18 protein-coding genes are annotated in these 19,602 nt (G+C 42.0%); 16 read left to right on the top strand and 2 right to left on the bottom strand.

Going from position 1 to position 19,602, the window contains the following annotated elements; translation table 11 throughout:
- The first annotated feature begins 454 nt into the window (after positions 1-454).
- From CWC29_RS09710 to CWC29_RS09670, 9 genes are all read left to right on the top strand, one after another.
- Complete coding sequence (locus CWC29_RS09710) at positions 455-976, top strand: DUF7691 family protein (protein ID WP_128726535.1); 522 nt, start codon at positions 455-457, stop codon at positions 974-976.
- A gap of 179 nt (positions 977-1,155) precedes the next feature.
- A complete protein-coding gene (locus CWC29_RS09705) occupies positions 1,156-1,611 on the top strand; it encodes a GNAT family N-acetyltransferase (RefSeq protein ID WP_138524428.1) in 456 nt (151 codons plus the stop codon).
- 205 nt (positions 1,612-1,816) lie between these two features.
- Positions 1,817-2,206, top strand: a complete 390-nt coding sequence (locus CWC29_RS09700; protein WP_128726537.1) for an HIT family protein — start codon at positions 1,817-1,819, stop codon at positions 2,204-2,206.
- Entirely contained in the window at positions 2,207-2,494 is a 288-nt protein-coding gene (locus CWC29_RS09695; protein WP_128726538.1) for a hypothetical protein, read from the top strand.
- A gap of 15 nt (positions 2,495-2,509) precedes the next feature.
- Positions 2,510-2,962, top strand: a complete 453-nt coding sequence (locus CWC29_RS09690; protein ID WP_138524430.1) for a GNAT family N-acetyltransferase — start codon at positions 2,510-2,512, stop codon at positions 2,960-2,962.
- Between the two features lie 13 nt (positions 2,963-2,975).
- Positions 2,976-3,383, top strand: a complete 408-nt coding sequence (locus tag CWC29_RS09685; RefSeq protein WP_138524432.1) for a GFA family protein — start codon at positions 2,976-2,978, stop codon at positions 3,381-3,383.
- Between the two features lie 9 nt (positions 3,384-3,392).
- Complete coding sequence (locus tag CWC29_RS09680; protein WP_138524434.1) at positions 3,393-3,773, top strand: nuclear transport factor 2 family protein; 381 nt, start codon at positions 3,393-3,395, stop codon at positions 3,771-3,773.
- 126 nt (positions 3,774-3,899) lie between these two features.
- On the top strand, positions 3,900-4,721 hold the full coding sequence (locus CWC29_RS09675) for a hypothetical protein (protein WP_128726542.1): 822 nt from the start codon (positions 3,900-3,902) through the stop codon (positions 4,719-4,721).
- A gap of 15 nt (positions 4,722-4,736) precedes the next feature.
- A complete protein-coding gene (locus CWC29_RS09670) occupies positions 4,737-5,579 on the top strand; it encodes a hypothetical protein (protein ID WP_128726543.1) in 843 nt (280 codons plus the stop codon).
- 17 nt (positions 5,580-5,596) lie between these two features.
- On the opposite strand, the gene CWC29_RS09665 is transcribed toward CWC29_RS09670, so the two are convergent.
- On the bottom strand, positions 5,597-6,979 hold the full coding sequence (locus CWC29_RS09665; RefSeq protein WP_138524436.1) for a pyridoxal phosphate-dependent decarboxylase family protein: 1,383 nt from the start codon (positions 6,977-6,979) through the stop codon (positions 5,597-5,599).
- 95 nt (positions 6,980-7,074) lie between these two features.
- On the opposite strand from CWC29_RS09665, the gene CWC29_RS09660 reads away from it, so the two are divergent.
- Positions 7,075-8,469, top strand: a complete 1,395-nt coding sequence (locus CWC29_RS09660) for an aminotransferase-like domain-containing protein (protein WP_138524438.1) — start codon at positions 7,075-7,077, stop codon at positions 8,467-8,469.
- Between the two features lie 41 nt (positions 8,470-8,510).
- Positions 8,511-9,092, top strand: coding sequence for a nucleoside deaminase (locus tag CWC29_RS09655; protein WP_128726546.1), 582 nt, complete (start codon positions 8,511-8,513; stop codon positions 9,090-9,092).
- A gap of 54 nt (positions 9,093-9,146) precedes the next feature.
- Here the strand turns inward: CWC29_RS09655 and CWC29_RS09650 are convergent, their stop codons facing one another.
- Complete coding sequence (locus CWC29_RS09650; protein ID WP_138524440.1) at positions 9,147-10,184, bottom strand: LacI family DNA-binding transcriptional regulator; 1,038 nt, start codon at positions 10,182-10,184, stop codon at positions 9,147-9,149.
- Between the two features lie 381 nt (positions 10,185-10,565).
- Here CWC29_RS09650 and pgi point away from each other — a divergent pair, with 381 nt between their 5' ends.
- The 5 genes from pgi (at position 10,566) to CWC29_RS09625 (ending at position 19,601) form a co-directional block, all read left to right on the top strand.
- The gene (pgi, locus tag CWC29_RS09645; protein WP_138524442.1) at positions 10,566-12,212 is read left to right on the top strand and encodes a glucose-6-phosphate isomerase; all 1,647 of its coding nucleotides are present in this window, start codon (positions 10,566-10,568) and stop codon (positions 12,210-12,212) included.
- 230 nt (positions 12,213-12,442) lie between these two features.
- Complete coding sequence (gene zwf / locus CWC29_RS09640) at positions 12,443-13,912, top strand: glucose-6-phosphate dehydrogenase (RefSeq protein ID WP_128726549.1); 1,470 nt, start codon at positions 12,443-12,445, stop codon at positions 13,910-13,912.
- Positions 13,912-14,622, top strand: a complete 711-nt coding sequence (gene pgl, locus CWC29_RS09635) for a 6-phosphogluconolactonase (protein WP_095729954.1) — start codon at positions 13,912-13,914, stop codon at positions 14,620-14,622. The genes zwf and pgl overlap by 1 nt, the downstream gene beginning before the upstream one ends.
- Before the next feature lie 808 nt (positions 14,623-15,430).
- Positions 15,431-17,962 (top strand): TonB-dependent receptor, encoded by a 2,532-nt coding sequence (locus CWC29_RS09630; protein WP_128725267.1) that lies wholly within the window; start codon positions 15,431-15,433, stop codon positions 17,960-17,962.
- Positions 17,963-18,056: 94 nt separating this feature from the next.
- Complete coding sequence (locus CWC29_RS09625) at positions 18,057-19,601, top strand: tryptophan halogenase family protein (protein WP_138522353.1); 1,545 nt, start codon at positions 18,057-18,059, stop codon at positions 19,599-19,601.
- Position 19,602 lies beyond the last annotated feature (1 nt).

Raw genomic sequence — 19,602 nt, 5'->3', positions numbered from 1 at the left:
TGATCTTATGTAAATTATTTTTAGTGAAAGTTATTTATACCCTAAAATCATAAAAATTTGAAATTCACTACAAATAACACAGGCTCCGTGTACTCGAAGCACCATTGATTTTCATCATTTTGTGTAGAATTCTAAGTATTTACCTTGCGCTCAGTCCTGTTTAGCTGTGAGTTCAGCACCATAAGAATAAGTTAGCCCTATTCACAGGTGGCAACTATTTCGGTGTTGGCAAGATATTAGCGTGTTCGTCGCTAAACTATGAAGGTAGGTAAACTGGTTATTCGGCATGTTTGATAGCGGTTAATTGAGTATAAAGCGAGATGAATCCCAGGCTAAGTTTCGTTATGCTATCGTACCCTCGGGGCCGGCAAATAACGACAAGTTCATTTGAATGCTTAGTGATTACCATCAGCAAAACGTTTAAGTAAGCAACGGACTAAATTAAGGAGATAATATGTCCTATGGCGTTATGGCGTATCTAGTCGATACGCAAGCACTGTTAAACACACCAGCAAGAGTACTTTTTGAAGAAGTTAATTTAAAATGTGCGAGAGAATTGCGTGAGATTAACTCTATGCTAGAAGATCACTTAGATGGTGGTAACGAGCAAGTTAGCGCATCAGATTTACTCAAAGAACTGCTGAGTGGTGAGGGAAACCGAGCTGGACTAGGTTTTGCCTATGGTTATTTATTCAAGGCCATTTGCGAGATAAAGGGACGATTTTTAAACAACAGTGCGTGGTACCCATGCGATATGGATAATCTTTATGATATCCCGTTCACCTCAATGATGAATATGCCTTATAAATTTCCAATCCCAGATGACTTTCCTGCAATTTTCAGCATTGCACCTGACAGCATCAATACAGACGAAGCGGACTATGGTGAGCTTGATCAAACCCAAATCGCGCAGCTCGAAAGTTGGTTAAGTGAGGCTAAAGTAAAAAACCAGCATTTGTATATTTTCTTGCATTGATCTCGCAAAGTTAGAATTAATCGTTCTCATCAAGAATAGTACACTTGGTGCATACTTTAGAATATGTGCCTTCTTCTTGGTACGTCTATTTTCTAGGTAGCCAATTGATAGAGATTAAGTTCGTTGAGCTCACTTCGACTGTCAACGAGCCTAGTTGCACTAAAATGTGAGACATAAATATGATTCGACAATTAGACAATAGCGATGTTTTAGTTGCTGAGAAGATTTTTCAGACTTTTCAAAATTCGTACAAAATAGAAGCCATGTTAATTGGCGCTAGCTATTTTCCACCCTTATCTCGCACTGTAGAAGGGATAAGCAGTGCAACAAGCCACTTTTACGGATACTTCGAAAATCAAAATCTTGCCGCAGTCATTGAACTTGTCATTGTTAAGAAGACGCTAGAAATAGATAGCCTGACCGTTGATCCCAATTATTTTCGCAAGGGTATAGCAGGTAAACTGCTGCGTTTTGCGTTGTCAGAGTTTAACGTTGAAAAGGTTTTTGTAGAAACAGCGACGGCAAACACGCCTGCTATTGCACTCTACCAAAAGTACGGCTTTGTTGAATACAAACGATGGCTGCCGGCACACGGCATTGAGAAATTGGCATTGGTGATCAATATCTTTAACTAGCACTTTCTATCCCAATACCCATTAGCTTAACACTTGCTCAATTTGAATGAGCAAATCTGACACTAATATAGTTTAATTGTGTTGTGAGTAAATTTAAGCCTGAAAATTATTCACTTAACAAAGGAGTAAATAGAATATATCACTGGCAGGATACTGGTTGCTGATGTACATTACGCAATAGAATCAGGTTAAGGAGAGCTAGCTGATGACGATTGTAGAACAGATAGTTGCAAGAGAAATCGAAGCGGTTATTGTATATGAATCAGGGCAGGTGATTGCATTTGCCGATCATGACCCCATAAACTTTGGCCATATATTAATTTGCCCCAAATCTCCCTTTGAAACGCTACTTCAAGTCCCTGAATCCATATTGGCAGAAATCCACCGCGTTGCTCGTGACCTTTATGAGCGAATTGAGCGTAAATTCTCCCCAGATGGGATTACGCTTGTGCAAAACAACGGACACTTTAACGAATTAAGCCACTATCACTTGCATATTTTCCCCCGCTATAAGCGAGATAGTTTTGCGTTTGGACGCGATGGGCTCAATATTAAACCTCAAGAGGTTCTGCGTACTTCACTTGAGGGGTTATAGATGCTCGGAGAAGTATTAATCAAGGTTGTTGTAACGCTATTGCTTTGTATGTCACTCGTCTGGACTTTGTTGCCTTGGGCGTTTGGATTATTAAATTTCCAAAACAAACATGGCTACCCACTCTACAAAATTGGCCGAGTGTGCTGGTGGATAATGGTTGCTATGCATCCCGTATTTGCTATTGGTATTTGGTTTTTCGATGCCAGTTTAAGTAAGTTAATATTTAGCCTAGCTGCAATGCATTTCTTTTTTGGGGTAACGTTTGCCAGAAATGTAAGCACGCAATAAATCAAAAGGTCATAAGTGAAAGTTATCATCAATTCGATTCAGGGTGAAGATGCGGATGCCATCGAAAGGTTAATGCGTGAAGTCTCCGAGGTTGACGTTTTACCGCATTTTTCGCAGCTTGGAAAAGATACTTATTTAAACGAAATAATACCCGAAGTGACTCAGGTAATGTGCAACGCCAGCTTTGTTGGTGCCAAGGCATTATTAAACGATGAGTTGATTGGATTTGCTTTATTAAGAGATGGTAACTATCTCACACATTTATTTGTTGCCAAGTCAGCTCAAGGTAAAGGGGTTGGTCGGCAGTTATTAGATACTGTGTTGGCGAGTACATCCGCAGCTCAAATCTCGTTGTGCTCATCGCTTAATGCAGCATCGTTTTATCTTACTTTAGGTTTTCAGGCGACGGGACAAGAAGCACAGAAAAACGGTATTAGATACATTCCAATGAGGTTAGATCGAACTTAAGTAAGGATATTTTATGACATTTCCAATTAGTGGCTCGTGCCAATGTGGTGAAGTAAGCTACACGTTAAAAGCAGCACCTAAAATGGTGGTCGCCTGTCACTGTAAGGCTTGCCAAAAACTGTCAACAAGCGCATTTAGCATTACAGCCATTGTTGATAAAGGCGATATTGAGTTTTCGGGTCTGATGAAAGAATGGCAGCGTCCGGCTGATAGTGGTAACGTTAGCGGAGCTAAGTTTTGCCCAACTTGCGGCAACCGCATTTACCACTTTAACCCAGCAGAGCCAAATTCAATTAAACTCAAACCAAGTAATTTGGACGATACTCGCTTTATTCAACCGACGGCGCATGTATGGGTTAGTGAAAAGCAAGACTGGTATACCATCCCAGAGGGCGTCACCGTATTTGATAAACAGCCTTAGCTTGCGCTGATGTGTTCAACGTCAATTATTGAGCAAGTCATCGCGAAGGAGTGTGCGCTTCATCGTAAAGAAAATAGGCATAATATGGCGCTGTGTCACGAACTCCTTCATCCTCAATTTATTGAGGTTGGACGCTCTGGGAGCCTGTATGATTTGGGCCAGATCCTGTGCTTAATGAATGAAGAAGAGTGGCCGGATGGGGAGGTGGCAGTAGAGCAATTTCACTGTGTTTATATGAAATGTGATGCTTTACTTCTTACCTATCGTTCTGCATGGCGGAGTTCTGATGGCACGCTTTCAGAGCATGCTTATCGATCATCTTTATGGGTTGAGCAAAATGGTAAGTGGCAGCTGTTACACCATCAGGGGACGCCCACAAATTTATTTTAGTGTTGTTTTTAAGAAATAGATTTGATTGTGAAAAATCACAAAAGTAAATTTTAAGTAATTAGAAATGCGGCTACACTAAAACGACATAAGAAACAGACAAGCCACATCAAGATTTAAGGAACGAGTATGCCAACACCTCAACCAGGTACTGTAGTGAGCAATGCACAAACCAGAGCCGCTAATTTAACGACAACAAACAGCAATGAAGTGCCAGCGACTAAACAATTTGTAGTGAATGCTACCGGCAACTTATTTATCGCAAGTACGCTAAATAGTACCGCAGGTGGAAGTGTATTGCCGCAAGAAGCTGAAAATGCGTTTGGTGAAGTCAGCGTATTTTTTGCCGCGCTTACAAAAGCGATGGCAGAGGCTGGGACAAGTCTGTACGACTACGATGCACTCAATAAATTAGTCTCTAGCTCAGGTCTTTTTGTCAAAGTGACAGATAGCAATATTCAATTTGAAAGTAAGCAAAGTGGCGTTACTTTATCAAGCCAATTGATCCAGACGTTACTGGGGCTCAGTGGTAATTTAGCCTCCATAGGTAAATCATTGATGGATATGATCGCTGGTATGGGGCAAGCCTCGGTAAGTATCAGTGCGAGTTCCGACAGTCAAGACAAAAAGGTCGGGACGATTATTTTTGTTTGCGAATATTTACTTGGTGCTATTTCTATTGCGCCAATTGTTATCTCAGCGGATGCCAATGATGTCAAATCGGTGTGGCAAGCTGGCCCTTGTTTACAAGGCGGGCATACAGACGTGCAGTTAAGTCTGTGCAAATCAGTATACTTATTTGTGCCACCTGCATTTGTCAAGCAAGCGGCATCGCTCAATGAGGCGATGTCAGATCCAGAGTTTAATAATCTGATTGAATCAATGCGCAGTGTCATAGCCGCACCCTCGCAAGCCACGGCAGCCAGTAAAACGACTAAAAAGGACAGTTAATGTTGGGAGTACATAATGTTCTCAACTTGGTTTAGCAAACAAGATAAACCGTCAAAACCGCAGTCTCAGCCAATATATACTCCAATTACTAAACATTATGTGTTTAATGAAACGGGTAATATCATGTTGTGTGCCACGGCGGATAGCATTCAGAGCTTTGACACTGACTTAAAAAGTGCATTCGTTGATATTAGTGTGTTTTTTGCTGCGATGACAAAAGCGGTGACGTCGACAACAAATCCGGTGACGGGTAAGCCGTTTTCAATATTTAACTATCAAGCCGTGAAAAATATTTTGGTAGAGTCAGGGCTTTTCATTGAAACCAATGTGGAAGAAGGCACTTTTAGTCATGATGGCGTAGGTAATACGCTCGGCAAAGCGCTGTTTCAGCATGTACTAAATCGAGAGTTTTCTGAAAAGCAGCTGCCTTTTGCCAAGTCCATGTTTAATGGGATGCAATATCAAAGGGCGAAGATGGCAGAGCAATCTGAGATGACGGAAGCACAACAGCAGCTGTGCCGCAGTGGAAGCATCTTTTTTATTGGTGAGCTGTTGATGGGCGTGCCACAAACGTCGGCAATTTTGCTTAGTATCGAACCACAAAGTATTGCCCAGTCGACCGGCGATACCGAGAGTGACTGGCAAGACTTATTTTCGTTGGCTGGGTTAGATGAAGACAAGCATCAGCCCAAGCACATCGTGCGTCATTGGAAATTTAAAAAACGTACTTATCTATTTGTACCACCGCAGTTTATTTCTCATGCGGTGGCTGGACTTGGTGAGCAAAGCAATATCGATTTTGAGGAATACAGTCGCAAATTGGCGCAAAGTATCACTCCTAATCACAGCGTTAGCTAACTTCAAATATTATAATCTTAAAGCGCCTTAGCTAATTCGGTTAATGCGCTTTTTGCTATGTCTAAATCAACTTGCTCCGTTTGCCAATTACTGAGCGCAGCACGGATCACCTTCTGTCCTTGCCAACTCCCTGGGCTGACAAATATACGGCCGTCCGCATTAATGGCATGAAGGAGGGCGGTTGTCGCGTCGTCGTCTTTACCACTTGGCTTGAAAAGCACTACATTCAACTCTCCATAATAAACTAAATCATAGTCTGGAGAATCAGCAAACCAGTCTGCAAGTTGTTTAGTTTGCGCAATATTTTTGCTTACCCATTGACGGATCCCGTCTTTACCATAGGCAAGTAACGACATCCAAACGGGCAGTGCCCTAAATCGACGAGAGTTTTCTACACCCATCGAAAAAAAGTCGGGGTCGGCTTTTGATGTGACTAAGTAAGGCGCTGGAACGTCGCAGCTTTCAATCAAGTAGTGCAAATGACGAGTGAGAAAGATCCCGCAGTCGTATGGCACATTAAGCCACTTGTGTGCATCTAAGGTGATGCTATCGGCTAACTCAAGCCCCTTAGTGCGACCTTGGGAACCGGAAACCAGACGCTCGAAAATGCCAAATGCAGCATCAACATGCAGCCAAGCTTGGTGTTTATCGCATAATCGGCGGATCTGAATTAAATCATCAAAATTAGTGCCAGTAACGGTGGCGGCACTGGCGATGACAATTTTTCCTTTGGCGTTACTTTTTTCAAGTGCTGACTCAAGCGCTGCGGTATCCGTAGCCTCATTGCCTGTTTGCGTTGTTACTCTAGTGATTTGGTTGCGGCCTAGGCCTGCAAGACCAAGCGCCTTAATCATACTCGCGTGGGGCGTCGCGCAAAAAACCTCGACTTCCAAACCGAAGGCCCCTTCCTCTGCCACATTGATCCCTTGTTGGTGCCCTGCAAACTGACGTGCTATGACTGCACCTAAGTAATTTGCCGCCGTTGCCCCAGTGGTAAAAAGACCATCAAAGCTTACTGGTAGGTCGAATAATTCGGTTAGCCAGCGAATAGCCTGGCGTTCTATATTGGTTGCGATGGAGCCATCACCCTTTGAGACATTTTGGTCGTAGGTTGACACCAACCAATCGGCAAAAGTAGCGATTGGCGTTGCGCCGCCAGTGACGAATCCCCAATACCTAGGCCCAGTACTTGTGCTTAGGTTTGGTACCACTTGTTTACTAAAAATCTCTATCAGTGACTCAAATGCAATTCCAGACTCTGTGAGTGTTAGGTCGGGCGGAGCAATATCGCGACCTGCGGCTGAGCGACTATTGCTCGACTCTATAAATGCCTCGGTAAGTTTAGAAAACTCAGTGAGTAATTGGGGTAATACTTGCCATTGGTTGTGTGTCATCGTCATGTGCCAATCCTATTTGTGAACGAATACTGGAATTACAGTGTAACTTCGGTAAAAATACAGTACAGATACAAAGTTCTTTGTTGTTAGGGGTACAGATGGCGAGGAAGTTTATTACATTAAGTGAGCAGGTGATTGCAGAGATAAACACCGGTGAACGTCAATGCGGTGAAAAAATGACTTCGCTTAGGATCTTTGCTAAGCAGCATGACGTGAGTATGAGTACTGCAATTAGAACCTATGAGGAATTACAGGATAATGGCTTTTTAGTTTCCCAAGAGAAATCTGGTTTTTATATTTGCAAACCAGCGGCTAAAAATAGCGATATTGACTTTGCAAAGTTTAAAAGTGAAGTGAAATCTCCTAAAAAACGGTTAAGCTCCTCTGTTGTAGGGCTCAATACGATGTTATCAACGGTGCAAGTAGCGCCCGAGTTGATGCCCATAAATCGTCTGACTAAGTTTATAAAGCGAGCGTTCGACTCTCCTCAGTATCACCATTTTCATTATCCAAGCGCAATAGGACTGATGTCGCTCAGAGAGAATCTAACCGAGCACTTTAAACAAAAGGGGTTGGCGCTTAACCCTGATAATCTTGTGGTGACGAGCGGCTGTATTCAAGCCGTGATGGCGGGACTGCAGGCTGTCACAAAAGCGGGGGATTGTGTGGTGGTGCCGTCACCATGTTATCAAAGTTTATTGCAACTGCTTGCGACGCTACAACTCAAGGTGATTGAGATCCCAACGACACCGGAAGGACTCGATCTAGAAGCCTTAGAGCAGGTGGTGACAACGCAAAGGGTATCTGCGTGTTTGCTTACGGCAAATCACCAAAATCCAACGGGGCACAGTCTGTCCGTGCAACAAAAAGTATGGCTTGCAGACTTTGCTGCGCAGTATCAAGTGGCGATTATCGAAGACGACGTATTTGGAGAGCTGAGCCACAATCAAACAATGCCTTTACCAATAAAGGCATGGGATAAAGCCGGATATGTAATTTGGTGCAGTTCAGTGTCTAAGACATTAGCGCCGGGTTTGCAAGTTGGATGGTGCGAAGCTGGGCGTTATCAAAGCCAAGTGGTAGCGCTCATGCAGGCATTTCACGGCATGCCAAATCAATGTTTACAAATGGCGGTATCACACTTTATTGAGACAGGACATTATCAGCGTCATTTACGGGCGCTTAATCGCACTTTAGCTGGACACTGTTTCGCTTACCAAATGTATTTGAAATCGCGTTTACCGGAGGGCTGTAAAATATCTTCCCCACGGGGTGGAATGGCATTATGGCTGAAACTGCCTAATATTGATTGTGATGTACTCGCTTCACGGCTCGCTGAGCTCGGGGTTGAAATTCGCCAAGGCAGCTTATTTACAAGTCGAGACTTGTATCAAGATCATCTTCGGATCAATTGCGGTTGGCCACTTGAAGCGGCAAAACCTTGGTTAGATAAACTATGTGATTGGGTACTTCATAATTACGCCAAATTATAGTGTTAAGCTCGGATCCTATAAAAGCGACAAGGAATTAAAAAATGACTGTATTACTCAACGCACAAACCCAAGTAAATAGTGAAGCGCTCAATGCCATTGCACATATGCCAACCAAGAGTCTTGGCGTATTACTCGATAGCGACTTTACGCGTAAGCTTTGCGATAAAGACTTTATGCACATTGCTGTTTTACTGGCAAAAAAAGGCTATGAAGAGGGCGGGTGCCCAATTGGTGCGGTTATTGTTGATAATGAAAGCAATCAAATTGTAGGTAAAGGACACAACACTTTAGTACAAGAGAGCCACCCATATAACCACGGTGAAACCTCGGCAATTCGAGACGCAGGAAGGGTTGATTTTAGTAAAACCACTTTGTACACCAGCTTAAGTCCTTGTGACGTATGTGCAACATTACTCTACATGCGTGGGTTTCAGCGAGTCGTGGTTGGGGATATCACAAATGCTTCAGGTAATGAGCCACTGCTTGAAAGCAAGGGCGTACAGGTTGATATTTTAGAAGATGAACAAGGTATTGAATTGTATCAACAATTTCGTGCTGAAAAGCCAGAGCAAGATTTAGAAGATTGGCAAGGTTTGGCGGCGGTTAACGCTCGTAAAGCCTAGGCAAGATTGATTTTTGAGATAGGTCGGCCTATGGGCCGACAACCAGCTAATCCGTTACTGAGTTATTCTACCTGTGCTTTCTCGAACCACTATGCTTGGTGTGAACACATGTGAGACCTCTTTATCATTTTTCCGATGTCCCCGTGTTTTAGAAAATAATAAACGCGCAGCATGTTCAGAAATAATGTTATTAGCCTGATGTGCGGTTGTAAGCTTAGGCCAAGTTTGGCGGGAGAATGGAGAGTCTTCGAAGCCACTGATAGACAGTTGACCTGGGATCTCTATGTTCATCAGCCGCGCAGCAAATAAAGCTCCAGCTGCAACCTCATCGTTACCACCTAAAATTGCTGTGATTTGGTTTGGATTGCCTTCGGCCAGCAATGCCTTAGCGCCCTTTACCCCAGATTCAAATGAGTAAGTACCGTGATAAAGCAGTGAGTCATCCTGTGTTATACCGTGGGCTTTTAGCGCATCACGATATCCTGCTAAGCGCTCTGCTGTTGATTTGTGTTCCTCATCCCCAAGTACAAAAGCGATGTTTTTGTGTCCAAGTTGGATCAAATGCTCGGTAATTTCATAGGCTGCAGCGTAATCATCAACAAAGATACAGTTATTTGCGCTACTTTTCGCTTCTTGCGCTCGACCTGAAAGCAGCCGTACGTAGTGAATGCCAAGTTCATCTAGCATATCAATAATAGCTTGTTGCTCGGATAGGGGAGGAGTCAAGACTAAACCCGCGAGACGCGAGCGCTTGATCATTGTGATGAACTCTTCGGCCATATTTTCCGAGTTGGACTCACATGGGTGGATAACGAGCTCATACCCTTCGTCTCTACAACGAGATAACACCCCATTTTGCATATCAATTACGTAATAGGCATTGGGATTGTCGTAGACTAAGCCAATCGCAAATGAAGAAGTACCAGCTAAGTTTCTTGCAGCAATATTGGGCTGATAATTAAGCTCTTTGACTGCTTGCATTACTTGATCGTAAGTTTTTTTTCTAACCGAAGGTTCTTTATTGATTACCCGCGATACGGTTTTCATTGATACGCCAGCTAGCTTGGCAACATCATTAATAGTGACTTTCATGTAGTTGTTCTTCTATTTACGGTCTGTATCGATCATTGTTAAGCACAGTGGAATAGTAGCGCTTTATGTATGCAGAAGCTAGCGCCCAGTTTCTACAATATTTAGCTCCTAAAGCGACCATTGGCTTAATAAAAGGATCATCTGTTTGTCTTAGTCTATCTAAGAAGTACGGAATTTAGCACTACAATTCACAGAAATAAATGAATGATACCGGTGTCAAAAATTTTATTTTAGGTTATTATTCGCAGTGTAAAATTGAAAAGAAGCAATTTGACAGCGTTGTCATTTTGGCATAATGTGCTTGTTTAGTCATGTTTCTTTGTTGTTACTACCTGAAAAGTAAGGTAACTAACAATCACTTACGTCTTAGGGGAGTGTGTTATGGGTGGTCGTGTAGATTTGGATAGTTGGCAAAAGCTCAGTAGTTCTGCGCAGCGAGTAGAGCAAGAGCATTTAAAAACAATGTTTGAAAACGATGCGCAAAGGTTTGAAAAGTTCTCTCGTCAAATCTCGGGTGTGTTGTTCGACTTTTCCAAGCAACGCATTGACGACCAAATATTCTCTGAGATGATGCAGCTCGCAAAAGAGAGTGACATCGCACTTTGGCGAGAAAGAATGTTCTCTGGTGAAAAAATAAACATCACTGAGGACAGAGCTGTTTTACATACGGCGCTGCGTAATCGTGCTAATACACCTATTTATGTGGATGGTGTAAATGTTACTGAACAAGTCAATGCGGAATTAGAAAAACTACAAGCATTTAGTAACAGAGTTCGTTCGGGCGAATGGCAAGGGTATACAGGCAAAGCCGTCAAAGATGTGGTTGCGATTGGCGTTGGTGGTTCTAACCTAGGTCCGCAAATGGTAACTGATGCGCTTGCCGCGTATGCAGATGACACGCTAAAAGTGCATTACGTTTCGAATGTTGATGGCGTACAGATTGCTTCGGTGCTGAAAGATTTAGACGCAGAAACAACCTTATTTGTTGTGTCATCAAAAACTTTCACGACCTCAGAAACTATGACCAATGCAAAGACCGCAGTTGAGTGGTTTTTGAACGCAGCTAATGATAAATCGGCAATTGCCAAGCACTTTGTTGCAGTGAGTACCAACCTGGAGAAAACCAGAGCGTTTGGTATTAGCGATGACAATGTGTTTACGATGTGGGACTGGGTTGGTGGTCGTTTCTCGCTATGGAGTGCAATCGGATTACCAATCGCACTCTATTTAGGCTTCGATAAATTTGTTGAAGTGCTTGAAGGTGCATTTGAAGTCGATGAGCACTTTAAAACAGCAGATAACGAGGACAATATTCCTTTGTTGATGGCGTTGCTAAGTGTTTGGAATACCAGCTTTTTGGGATATCAAGCACAAGCAATTTTACCTTATGATCAGGCGCTTCATATGCTACCTGCGTATTTACAACAAGGTGAAATGGAAAGTAATGGAAAGCATGTTACCTTTGCTGGAGAACAGGTGAACTATACGACTGTGCCGATTATTTGGGGCATGACAGGGATAAATGGCCAACATGCTTTTTATCAATGCCTGCACCAAGGTAATGTGATTGTACCTGCTGATTTTATCGCTTCCATTGAGCCGCAAAACAAAGTAGGTCAGCATCACGATATTTTATTGTCTAACTTCTTCGCTCAAACTGAAGCGATGATGGCGGGTGTAGATGCACAGCAGGTTCGTGAAGATTTAACGGCTAGAGGTAAGTCGGATGCGGAAATCGACAAGTTGATCCCGCATAAAATACACCAAGGTAACCGTCCAACCTCTTCATTTATTTTAGATAAGGTAGATGCAAAAGCAGTAGGCCGGCTAATTGCCCTGTATGAACACAAAATTTTCTGCCAAGGTATCATTTTGGATGTGTGTTCATTTGACCAATGGGGTGTAGAGCTTGGTAAAGGGCTTGCTTCAAATATTGAAGCTGAGCTAACGCAAGAAGGTGTTACTAACCCTCATGATAGCTCAACGGCGGGTCTAATCGCTTATTACAAGCAAAAGAGAACGAATTAATACTTCGAGTGGAACTTGAAGTAAACAGAATACCTTTGAACGGGTAGCGCTGGAGTACTTAGAACCTGTATTTTTGTGAGAGGAAATACAGGTTTCTAAGACTCATTTACTAGTGCATTGCAATAGAAATCATCACCCGTTACATAATGAGTTTGGTAGGCTTTGGAGTGGCTCCAAATCGAATAAACACTGCGTGCTTGTAGTGCACGCCTAACTTATGAGAGTGAACTATGCTTAATCCTTTTGACATCGTAATTTTTGGTGGGGGAGGCGATTTAGCACTTCGCAAACTCCTACCTGCTTTGTATCGTGCATATCAAGAAGGCAACTTACCTGAAGGCACTCGCATCTTACCGACCGTTCGTGAACAAAACAAACAACAAGAATTTATTGAAACGGCACATATCGCATTACAAACTCACCTTGGCAAAGGCGAATATAACAAGAAAGATTGGTCTGAATTTGAACAGTTTTTAGTCCCAGTGGTAGTCAATGTTACAGAAGAAGACGAGCATTGGGATACGCTAAAGAATATTTTGGCTGATGGCGAAGATAAGTCTCGTGTCTTTTACTTGTCACTTCCTCCTGCGGTTTATGGCCGTTGTTGTGAGCTACTTTCAATCAAAGGGCTCATTACCGAACAATCACGTGTAGTTGTTGAAAAACCTATTGGTTATTGCGGTAAATCGGCAGAAGAAATTAATGCAAAAATAGGTGAATTCTTCTCGGAAGAGCAAGTTTTCCGCATCGACCATTATTTAGGTAAAGAAACGGTTCAAAACCTGATGGCGCTTAGATTCTCAAACGCACTTTTCGAGAATTTATGGGATGCTAAAGCTATAGATAATATTCAGATCAGTATCTCTGAAACGGTAGGTCTTGAAAGCAGAGCTGGTTTTTACGACAAAGCAGGTGCGCTTCGCGATATGGTGCAAAATCACTTATTGCAACTACTTTGCTTGGTTGCGATGGAGTCACCACATAAACTGAATGCCAACAGCATTCGCACTGAAAAGCTTAAAGTATTAGAAGCGCTCAGACCGCTAATTGACTCGAATGTAGATAATAATGTTGTGCGTGGTCAATATGTGCCAGGTGACCTTGAAGGTAAGCTAGTGCCTGGTTACTTAGAAGAGTTGGGTGAAGGGTCGAGTAAAACAGAAACATTTGTTGCTATTCGTGCTCACATTGATAACTGGCGTTGGTCTGGCGTGCCTTTCTATTTAAGGACAGGTAAACGTATGAAAAAGCGTTGTGCTGAAATTGTGGTTGAATACAAGCCAGTTTCTCATAATGTTTATGGTGACTCGGCAGGTCCAATTCAGCCAAACCGTTTGGTAATAAGATTACAGCCTGAAGAAAGTATTCAATTAACGCTAATGTCTAAGCGTCTAGATAACCTTGAAATGCAACTAGAGCCAGTGACGCTAAATATCTCATTGAGTGAAAAGTATAACAATGGCTATCATTCAGATGCGTATAAGCGCTTAATGCTAGACGCCGCTGCAAATAACCCGGCTTTATTTATTCACCGTGACGAAGTGCGCCAAGCGTGGCAGTGGGTTGATCCAATCATTGAGCGTTGGCAGAGTAAAGGGGCTCCATCACTTTATCGTGCTGGCTCTTGGGGTCCTGAAGATGCTGATGAACTACTAGAAGAAAACAAACATGTTTGGTTCAACGCGGGAGAGCAAGCGTAATGGCACAGTTGACAGAAAGAAATTTCAGCTCCAAAGACGAAATGACAGCAGCGCTTGCAGAGCTACTTCAAGCTGGGATCAGTCAAGGTATTGAGCAAGACGGTGAAGCAGTATTGTTAGTGTCTGGTGGTTCATCACCGGCTCCAGCGTATCGTCACCTTTCTGGTGTTGAACTAGGCTGGGACAAAATTACGGTTGCTATGGTTGATGAACGTTGGGTCGAACCGGATCACGAAAAGTCTAACGAAGCATTTATCAAGTCGACATTACTGCAAGACAAAGCGGCGAATGCTCAATTTGTGACAATGAAGAATGCGGCAAAGTCGGCAGAAGAGGGAGCTGGTGCATGTGAGTCTGATTATGCGGCGCTAAAAAAGCCATTTGATGTTACTATTTTAGGAATGGGGCCGGATGGCCATACCGCCAGTTTATTCCCAAATGCGAAAGGTCTAGAGCACGCGTTAACGACCACAAATACCGTATGCGCAATTAATGCCCATCAAAGCGAAGTGACAGGCGAAATCACAGAACGTATGAGTCTGTCTCTTGCGGGGATTGCTAGTGCTAAGACGGTAGTTTTATTGATTTCAGGTGATGAAAAAAAGGCAGTGTATGAAGCGGCAAAACAACCCGGCTCAGAATATGAAGTACCACTGCGTGCTGTATTAAATCATCCTGATATTAATTTGACCGTATTCTGGTGCCCGTAACCTAAGATCATAGGTACTAGAAATAGTAGAAGGTAAGGTTGGCGTGGTAGCTAGCCTTACCTAGATTATTTGAGTCAACTGATTGAATACCTCTGGACATTAAGCTCGAAGCGACAATACTTCTTACTTCTTACTTCTTACTTCTTACTTCTTACTTCTTACTTCTTACTTCTTACTTCTTACTTCTTACTTCTTACTTCTTACTTCTTACTTCTTACTTCTTACTTCTTACTTCTTGCGAATAAAGGCAATAAATTTTTCCTATTCAAAGCATGACCCCGAGAAAATCAACAAGTCCCGTAATGGGGTATTCAAATTTGTGCAAAAGATAGTGATAACTAACTCGCTGATCTTAGATTTTATAGGCCTTTGTCATAAAAATTTCTCTTAAAATAACTAGACAGTACTTACAGATAAATCTATAATGACAGCGTTGTCATTGATATTGATTCTCATCTTTAGCTTCTGCCCAAGCTTGATGAGGGAATTGAATACACATCCCCTTGTGTGTATTCAGATAATTAAAATGTCCCTTTATTGAGACAATTCCATCTTAAAACTCTACAGCAGCAAAATTTTTTGTGCTATTCTCCATTCGTTTTTGTAACAAACCATATCTTGGCTATATTTAAGTCTATATTTATCAATAAGATATATATCTATATGAATATTTTTTGAATAACAGGCCAAAAAAATTGTAGCGAATATGTAATTTAGGGTGTATGGTTTGTTATTAGATGACAGCGTTGTCATCATCACTGGGCAGAAGTGATTTAAAAAACCAACAAAATGATTCAAGGGGAATCCTGTGTTAGCTAATAATTTCAAAAAAAGCTTACTTGCAGTTAACGTCAGCATCGCACTAGGTGCGGGCTTTTCAGGCGTTGTTGCTGCAGAAGAAAGTCAAAATCAAGTACAAGAAAACGTAGAAGTCATTGAAGTTCGCGGTATTCGCCGCTCTTTAGAAGCGTCAATGAACACGAAAAGATTTGCCAACTCCGTTGTTGATGCGGTGACTGCTGAAGATATTGGTGACTTCCCAGATAAGAACATCGCTGATTCTCTACAGCGTATCTCTGGTGTACAAATTAGCAAAGATTTTGGTGAAGGTTCTCAAGTTTCCATTAGGGGTACTGATCCTGATTTAACCAAAACACAATTAAATGGCCAATCGGTTGCGTCAACAGGTTGGTACGTTTTAGATCCAGCCCGTCGTTCATTTAACTTTGAGCTGATGCCATCTGAAATGGTTTCAGGTCTAGAAGTATATAAAACGCCTCAAGCAAAATTAGATGAAGGTGGTGTGGGCGGTACTATAATCATGCGTACACGCAAACCTCTAGATTTGGAATCTAATAGCTTTTTTGGCTCTGTTGAAGCACAGTATTCCGAACTATCAGAGAGTACAGACCCTGCTTTTTCAGGTTTAGCAAGCTGGAAAAATGAAGATGAGACTTTTGGTATTCTAGGAGCTATTTCTTCTGCCGAGCGTCATACTGTCCGTCACCAAGGTGAGAACTATTGGACTTGGGGTAATGGTGTTGCGCATTTTGATCAGGAACGTGAGCGCACGGCATATGACATTACTGCTCAATGGGCACCTAATGATTCGCTAGATATGGTTGCTCACTATTTCACTACAGAGCTAAAGGCAAACAACCAAAATAGTAACTACTTGATTATGCCTGGGCGTTCTGGTGCGGATTTAGAGGTCACTGCTACTAACGATGATCTGCCGGTTAAAGGTATTCATAGAACTGACGGCGCCACTGATTATGATGCTGTGATCGATGCTTACTATCGTGAAGCCACGATGGAAACAGAGGTACTAGACTTTACGGTTAACTACGAAACGGATGCCTACACACTAACTGTACAGTTTGGTAAAACAGAAGCAACAGGCGGCACTGATAAAGAAGTTGGTGCACAGTGGGGTGGATATTCAGATGCTGAGTTTGAAATTACTTCAAAAGGGTTGGGTCACCGTTGGTTAAACCTAGACGGAACAGATGCTTCAGCTCTGAAGTTAGCAAATGATGAGTTTATGGCCCCTTCATTTAGTCGAAGCCCCAAGTATGATGAAGAAGCGTATTTACAAGCAGATATTAAATATCACCTAGACTCTGGTGACTTCACTTCGATTGAAGCAGGGTTTAAAGTAAGGGATCATGAAACTGGTCAAAAGAAAATTGCATCAAATTTCACAAATCAAAGTGCTTTTGACAATAAAACAGTGGCAGATTTTAATGGTGGTCTGACAGAATCAATGCTTCCGGAATCAGGACCTGATGCAACGGTTGATAAGTTTTTAAAACCAGACCACGCAAAATTGCTTAACTTTATGTATTCTGACGCCGGTGTTTCTGAATTTGAAGACCGAACTGGTTACTCCAAGCTAGAAGAAGATCATTTGGCCTTTTATGTTCAAGGTAACTTTAGTGGTGAAAACTATCGAGGGAACATAGGTCTACGCCATGTTTCAACTGATTTAACTGCAATTGCTTATGACCCTTCTCTAACTAAACTAGTAGAGCATGAAAGCGAATACTCCGATTGGCTACCAAGTGTAAATATCGCGTATAATTTATCAGAAGATGTGATTCTCCGCGCCGCTGCCGCAAAAGTACTTGCACGACCAAAGTATACTGATTTGAGTCCAGCGTACTCAGGCTCCAATCCTACATTACAGCTTGTGAACCAGGGTAACCCTGAGCTAGATCCATTCCGAGCGTCTCAGTTTGACTTTGGTGCTGAATGGTATTTTAACGAGTCTTCAATGCTCTCAGTTACATTCTTTAGTAAATCATTAGAGTCGTTCGTACTGCCTGCGACGGTAGAGAAGTTTGTTCCAGACGCTGATAATCCGGGAATATGGACTGTAACAACTCAAGAAAATGGTGGTAATGGTAATGTTGAGGGTATTGAAGTTCAGTATCAGCAGGACTTTGGTAATGGCTTTGGTATTGTAACTAACTACACATACTCAGATGCTTCAGGCGAAGATAAAGATGGTAAGAAAGCTGACTTAGTTGGTAATTCTAGAAATACATTCAACATTTCAGGTTATTTCGAAAACGATCTAATTGCAGCACGCTTAGCCTATAACTGGCGTGATGAGTTCTTCAATGGCTCTACATTTGGTACTCCAGATGTTGCTAGTTCTCGAGGCTATTTAGACGCGTCAATTGTTTATCATGTAACGGAAAACATTGACGTTTCTTTTGAAGCCGTTAACCTTTTAAATGAAGTTGAGCACACCACAGCAGGTATAACTAACAATACTAAATTCAACGCTGAGAATGGTCGACGCTACTTCGTTGGTGCTTCATTCCGTTTCTAAGCAAATTAGGTTTGCCAAAAAGAGAAGGAAGGCTTAGGCCTTCCTTTTTTATAGATAGTGCTAAAGTAGATTAGGTAAATAAGTGAGTAGTGGCATGGTAAAAAAAGTATTAATTGTTGGAGGTGGTACCGCCGGTTGGTTAACAGCAGCTAGACTTGCCAAACAATTTATTGATAGCGGCAGTGACATAGAAGTGAGTATTGTTGAGTCAGCCAATATTCCAACTATTGGTGTGGGTGAGGGGACTTGGCCAACGATCAGAGATACGCTAAAAACTCTTGATATCTGTGAAACTGAATTTTTAAATACCTGTGATGCAACCTTCAAGCAGGGCGCTAAGTTTGTAAATTGGAAAAAAGTGGCTGATGAAAACGAGGACATTTATTACCGCCATTTGTTTACATCACTTTACGATCCTTGGGAGTTTAACCTTGCACCCTTTTGGTCGAGCGGTATTGCTGGAGAAGTACCATACTCTGAAGCTGTCAGTATGCAAGGAGATGTCTGTGAGCAGGGTAAAGCACCTAAAAATATCACGACACCTCAATATGAAGGGCTACAAGGGTATGCCTATCACCTTGATGCAGCTAAATTTGCCAATCTATTAAAAGATAAAGCTGTAAACAAAATGAAAGTCCGACACATTATCGCTGATATTGGACATGTTAGCGTTCAGAGTGATGGTAGTATTGAATATGTAGAAACGGTCACGGGTGAAAAATTACACGCCGACCTATTCATCGACTGTACAGGCTTTAAATGTTTATTGCTTGGTGACGCAATGAAAGTACCGTTCGTTGACCTATCGCATACTTTATTTGTAAATAGAGCTGTTGCTTTGCAAGTTCCTTATGAAAACCCCAACAGTCCTATTGCTTGTGAAACGATTTCTACTGCTCAGCCTGAGGGTTGGATTTGGGATATAGGATTGCAATCTAGGCGAGGGATCGGGTTTGTTTATAGTGATAAATATATCAGTAAGGGTTGTGCAGAGCAACGCATTAGAGAGTACGCAGGTATTAATACCGACGACATTTCTGCGAAGCATTTAGAATTTCAAGTTGGTTATCGAGAAAAATTCTGGCACAAAAACTGTGTCGCTATTGGGCTTTCCGCTGCGTTTGTAGAGCCATTAGAAGCGTCAGCTATTTTTTTAGTGGAAGCCGCTGTAAATATGTTATGTGACAAATTTCCTCATTCACAGCATGAATTTGAGTTTATAGAGAAGCAATTTAATCAATCTTTTTTATTTCGGTGGAATAAAACCATTGAGTTTATAAAAATGCATTATGTTTTGTCTCAAAGAACTGATGGGCAGTTTTGGCTAGATAATAAAAATATTAACAGTATTCCTGACGAGCTGAGAAGTAAACTAGCCCATTGGCAGAATAACCCTTTAAGTAAGTATGATTTTGCTAGTGCTTTCGAACCATTTGTCATGGATAGTTACCAATATGTACTTTATGGTATGGGTTTTAAGACAGAAGTTGATTCGAGTAGACTCAGTGCTGAGAAAACAAAAAAAGCACGCGCTATGTTTGCGGAAGTTAATAAATATAGAACCTTAGTGCAGGAAAAACTGCCTAATCACAGGGAGCTTATAGAAAAACTAAAAGAGTACAAGTTTCCTAAGGTGTAAT

The sequence above is a fragment of the Pseudoalteromonas galatheae genome, assembly GCF_005886105.2.
GTDB classification, from domain to species: domain Bacteria; phylum Pseudomonadota; class Gammaproteobacteria; order Enterobacterales; family Alteromonadaceae; genus Pseudoalteromonas; species Pseudoalteromonas galatheae.
The sequence above is the reverse complement of the archived record's forward strand: the minus strand, read 5'-3'. Positions and strand labels throughout refer to the sequence as shown.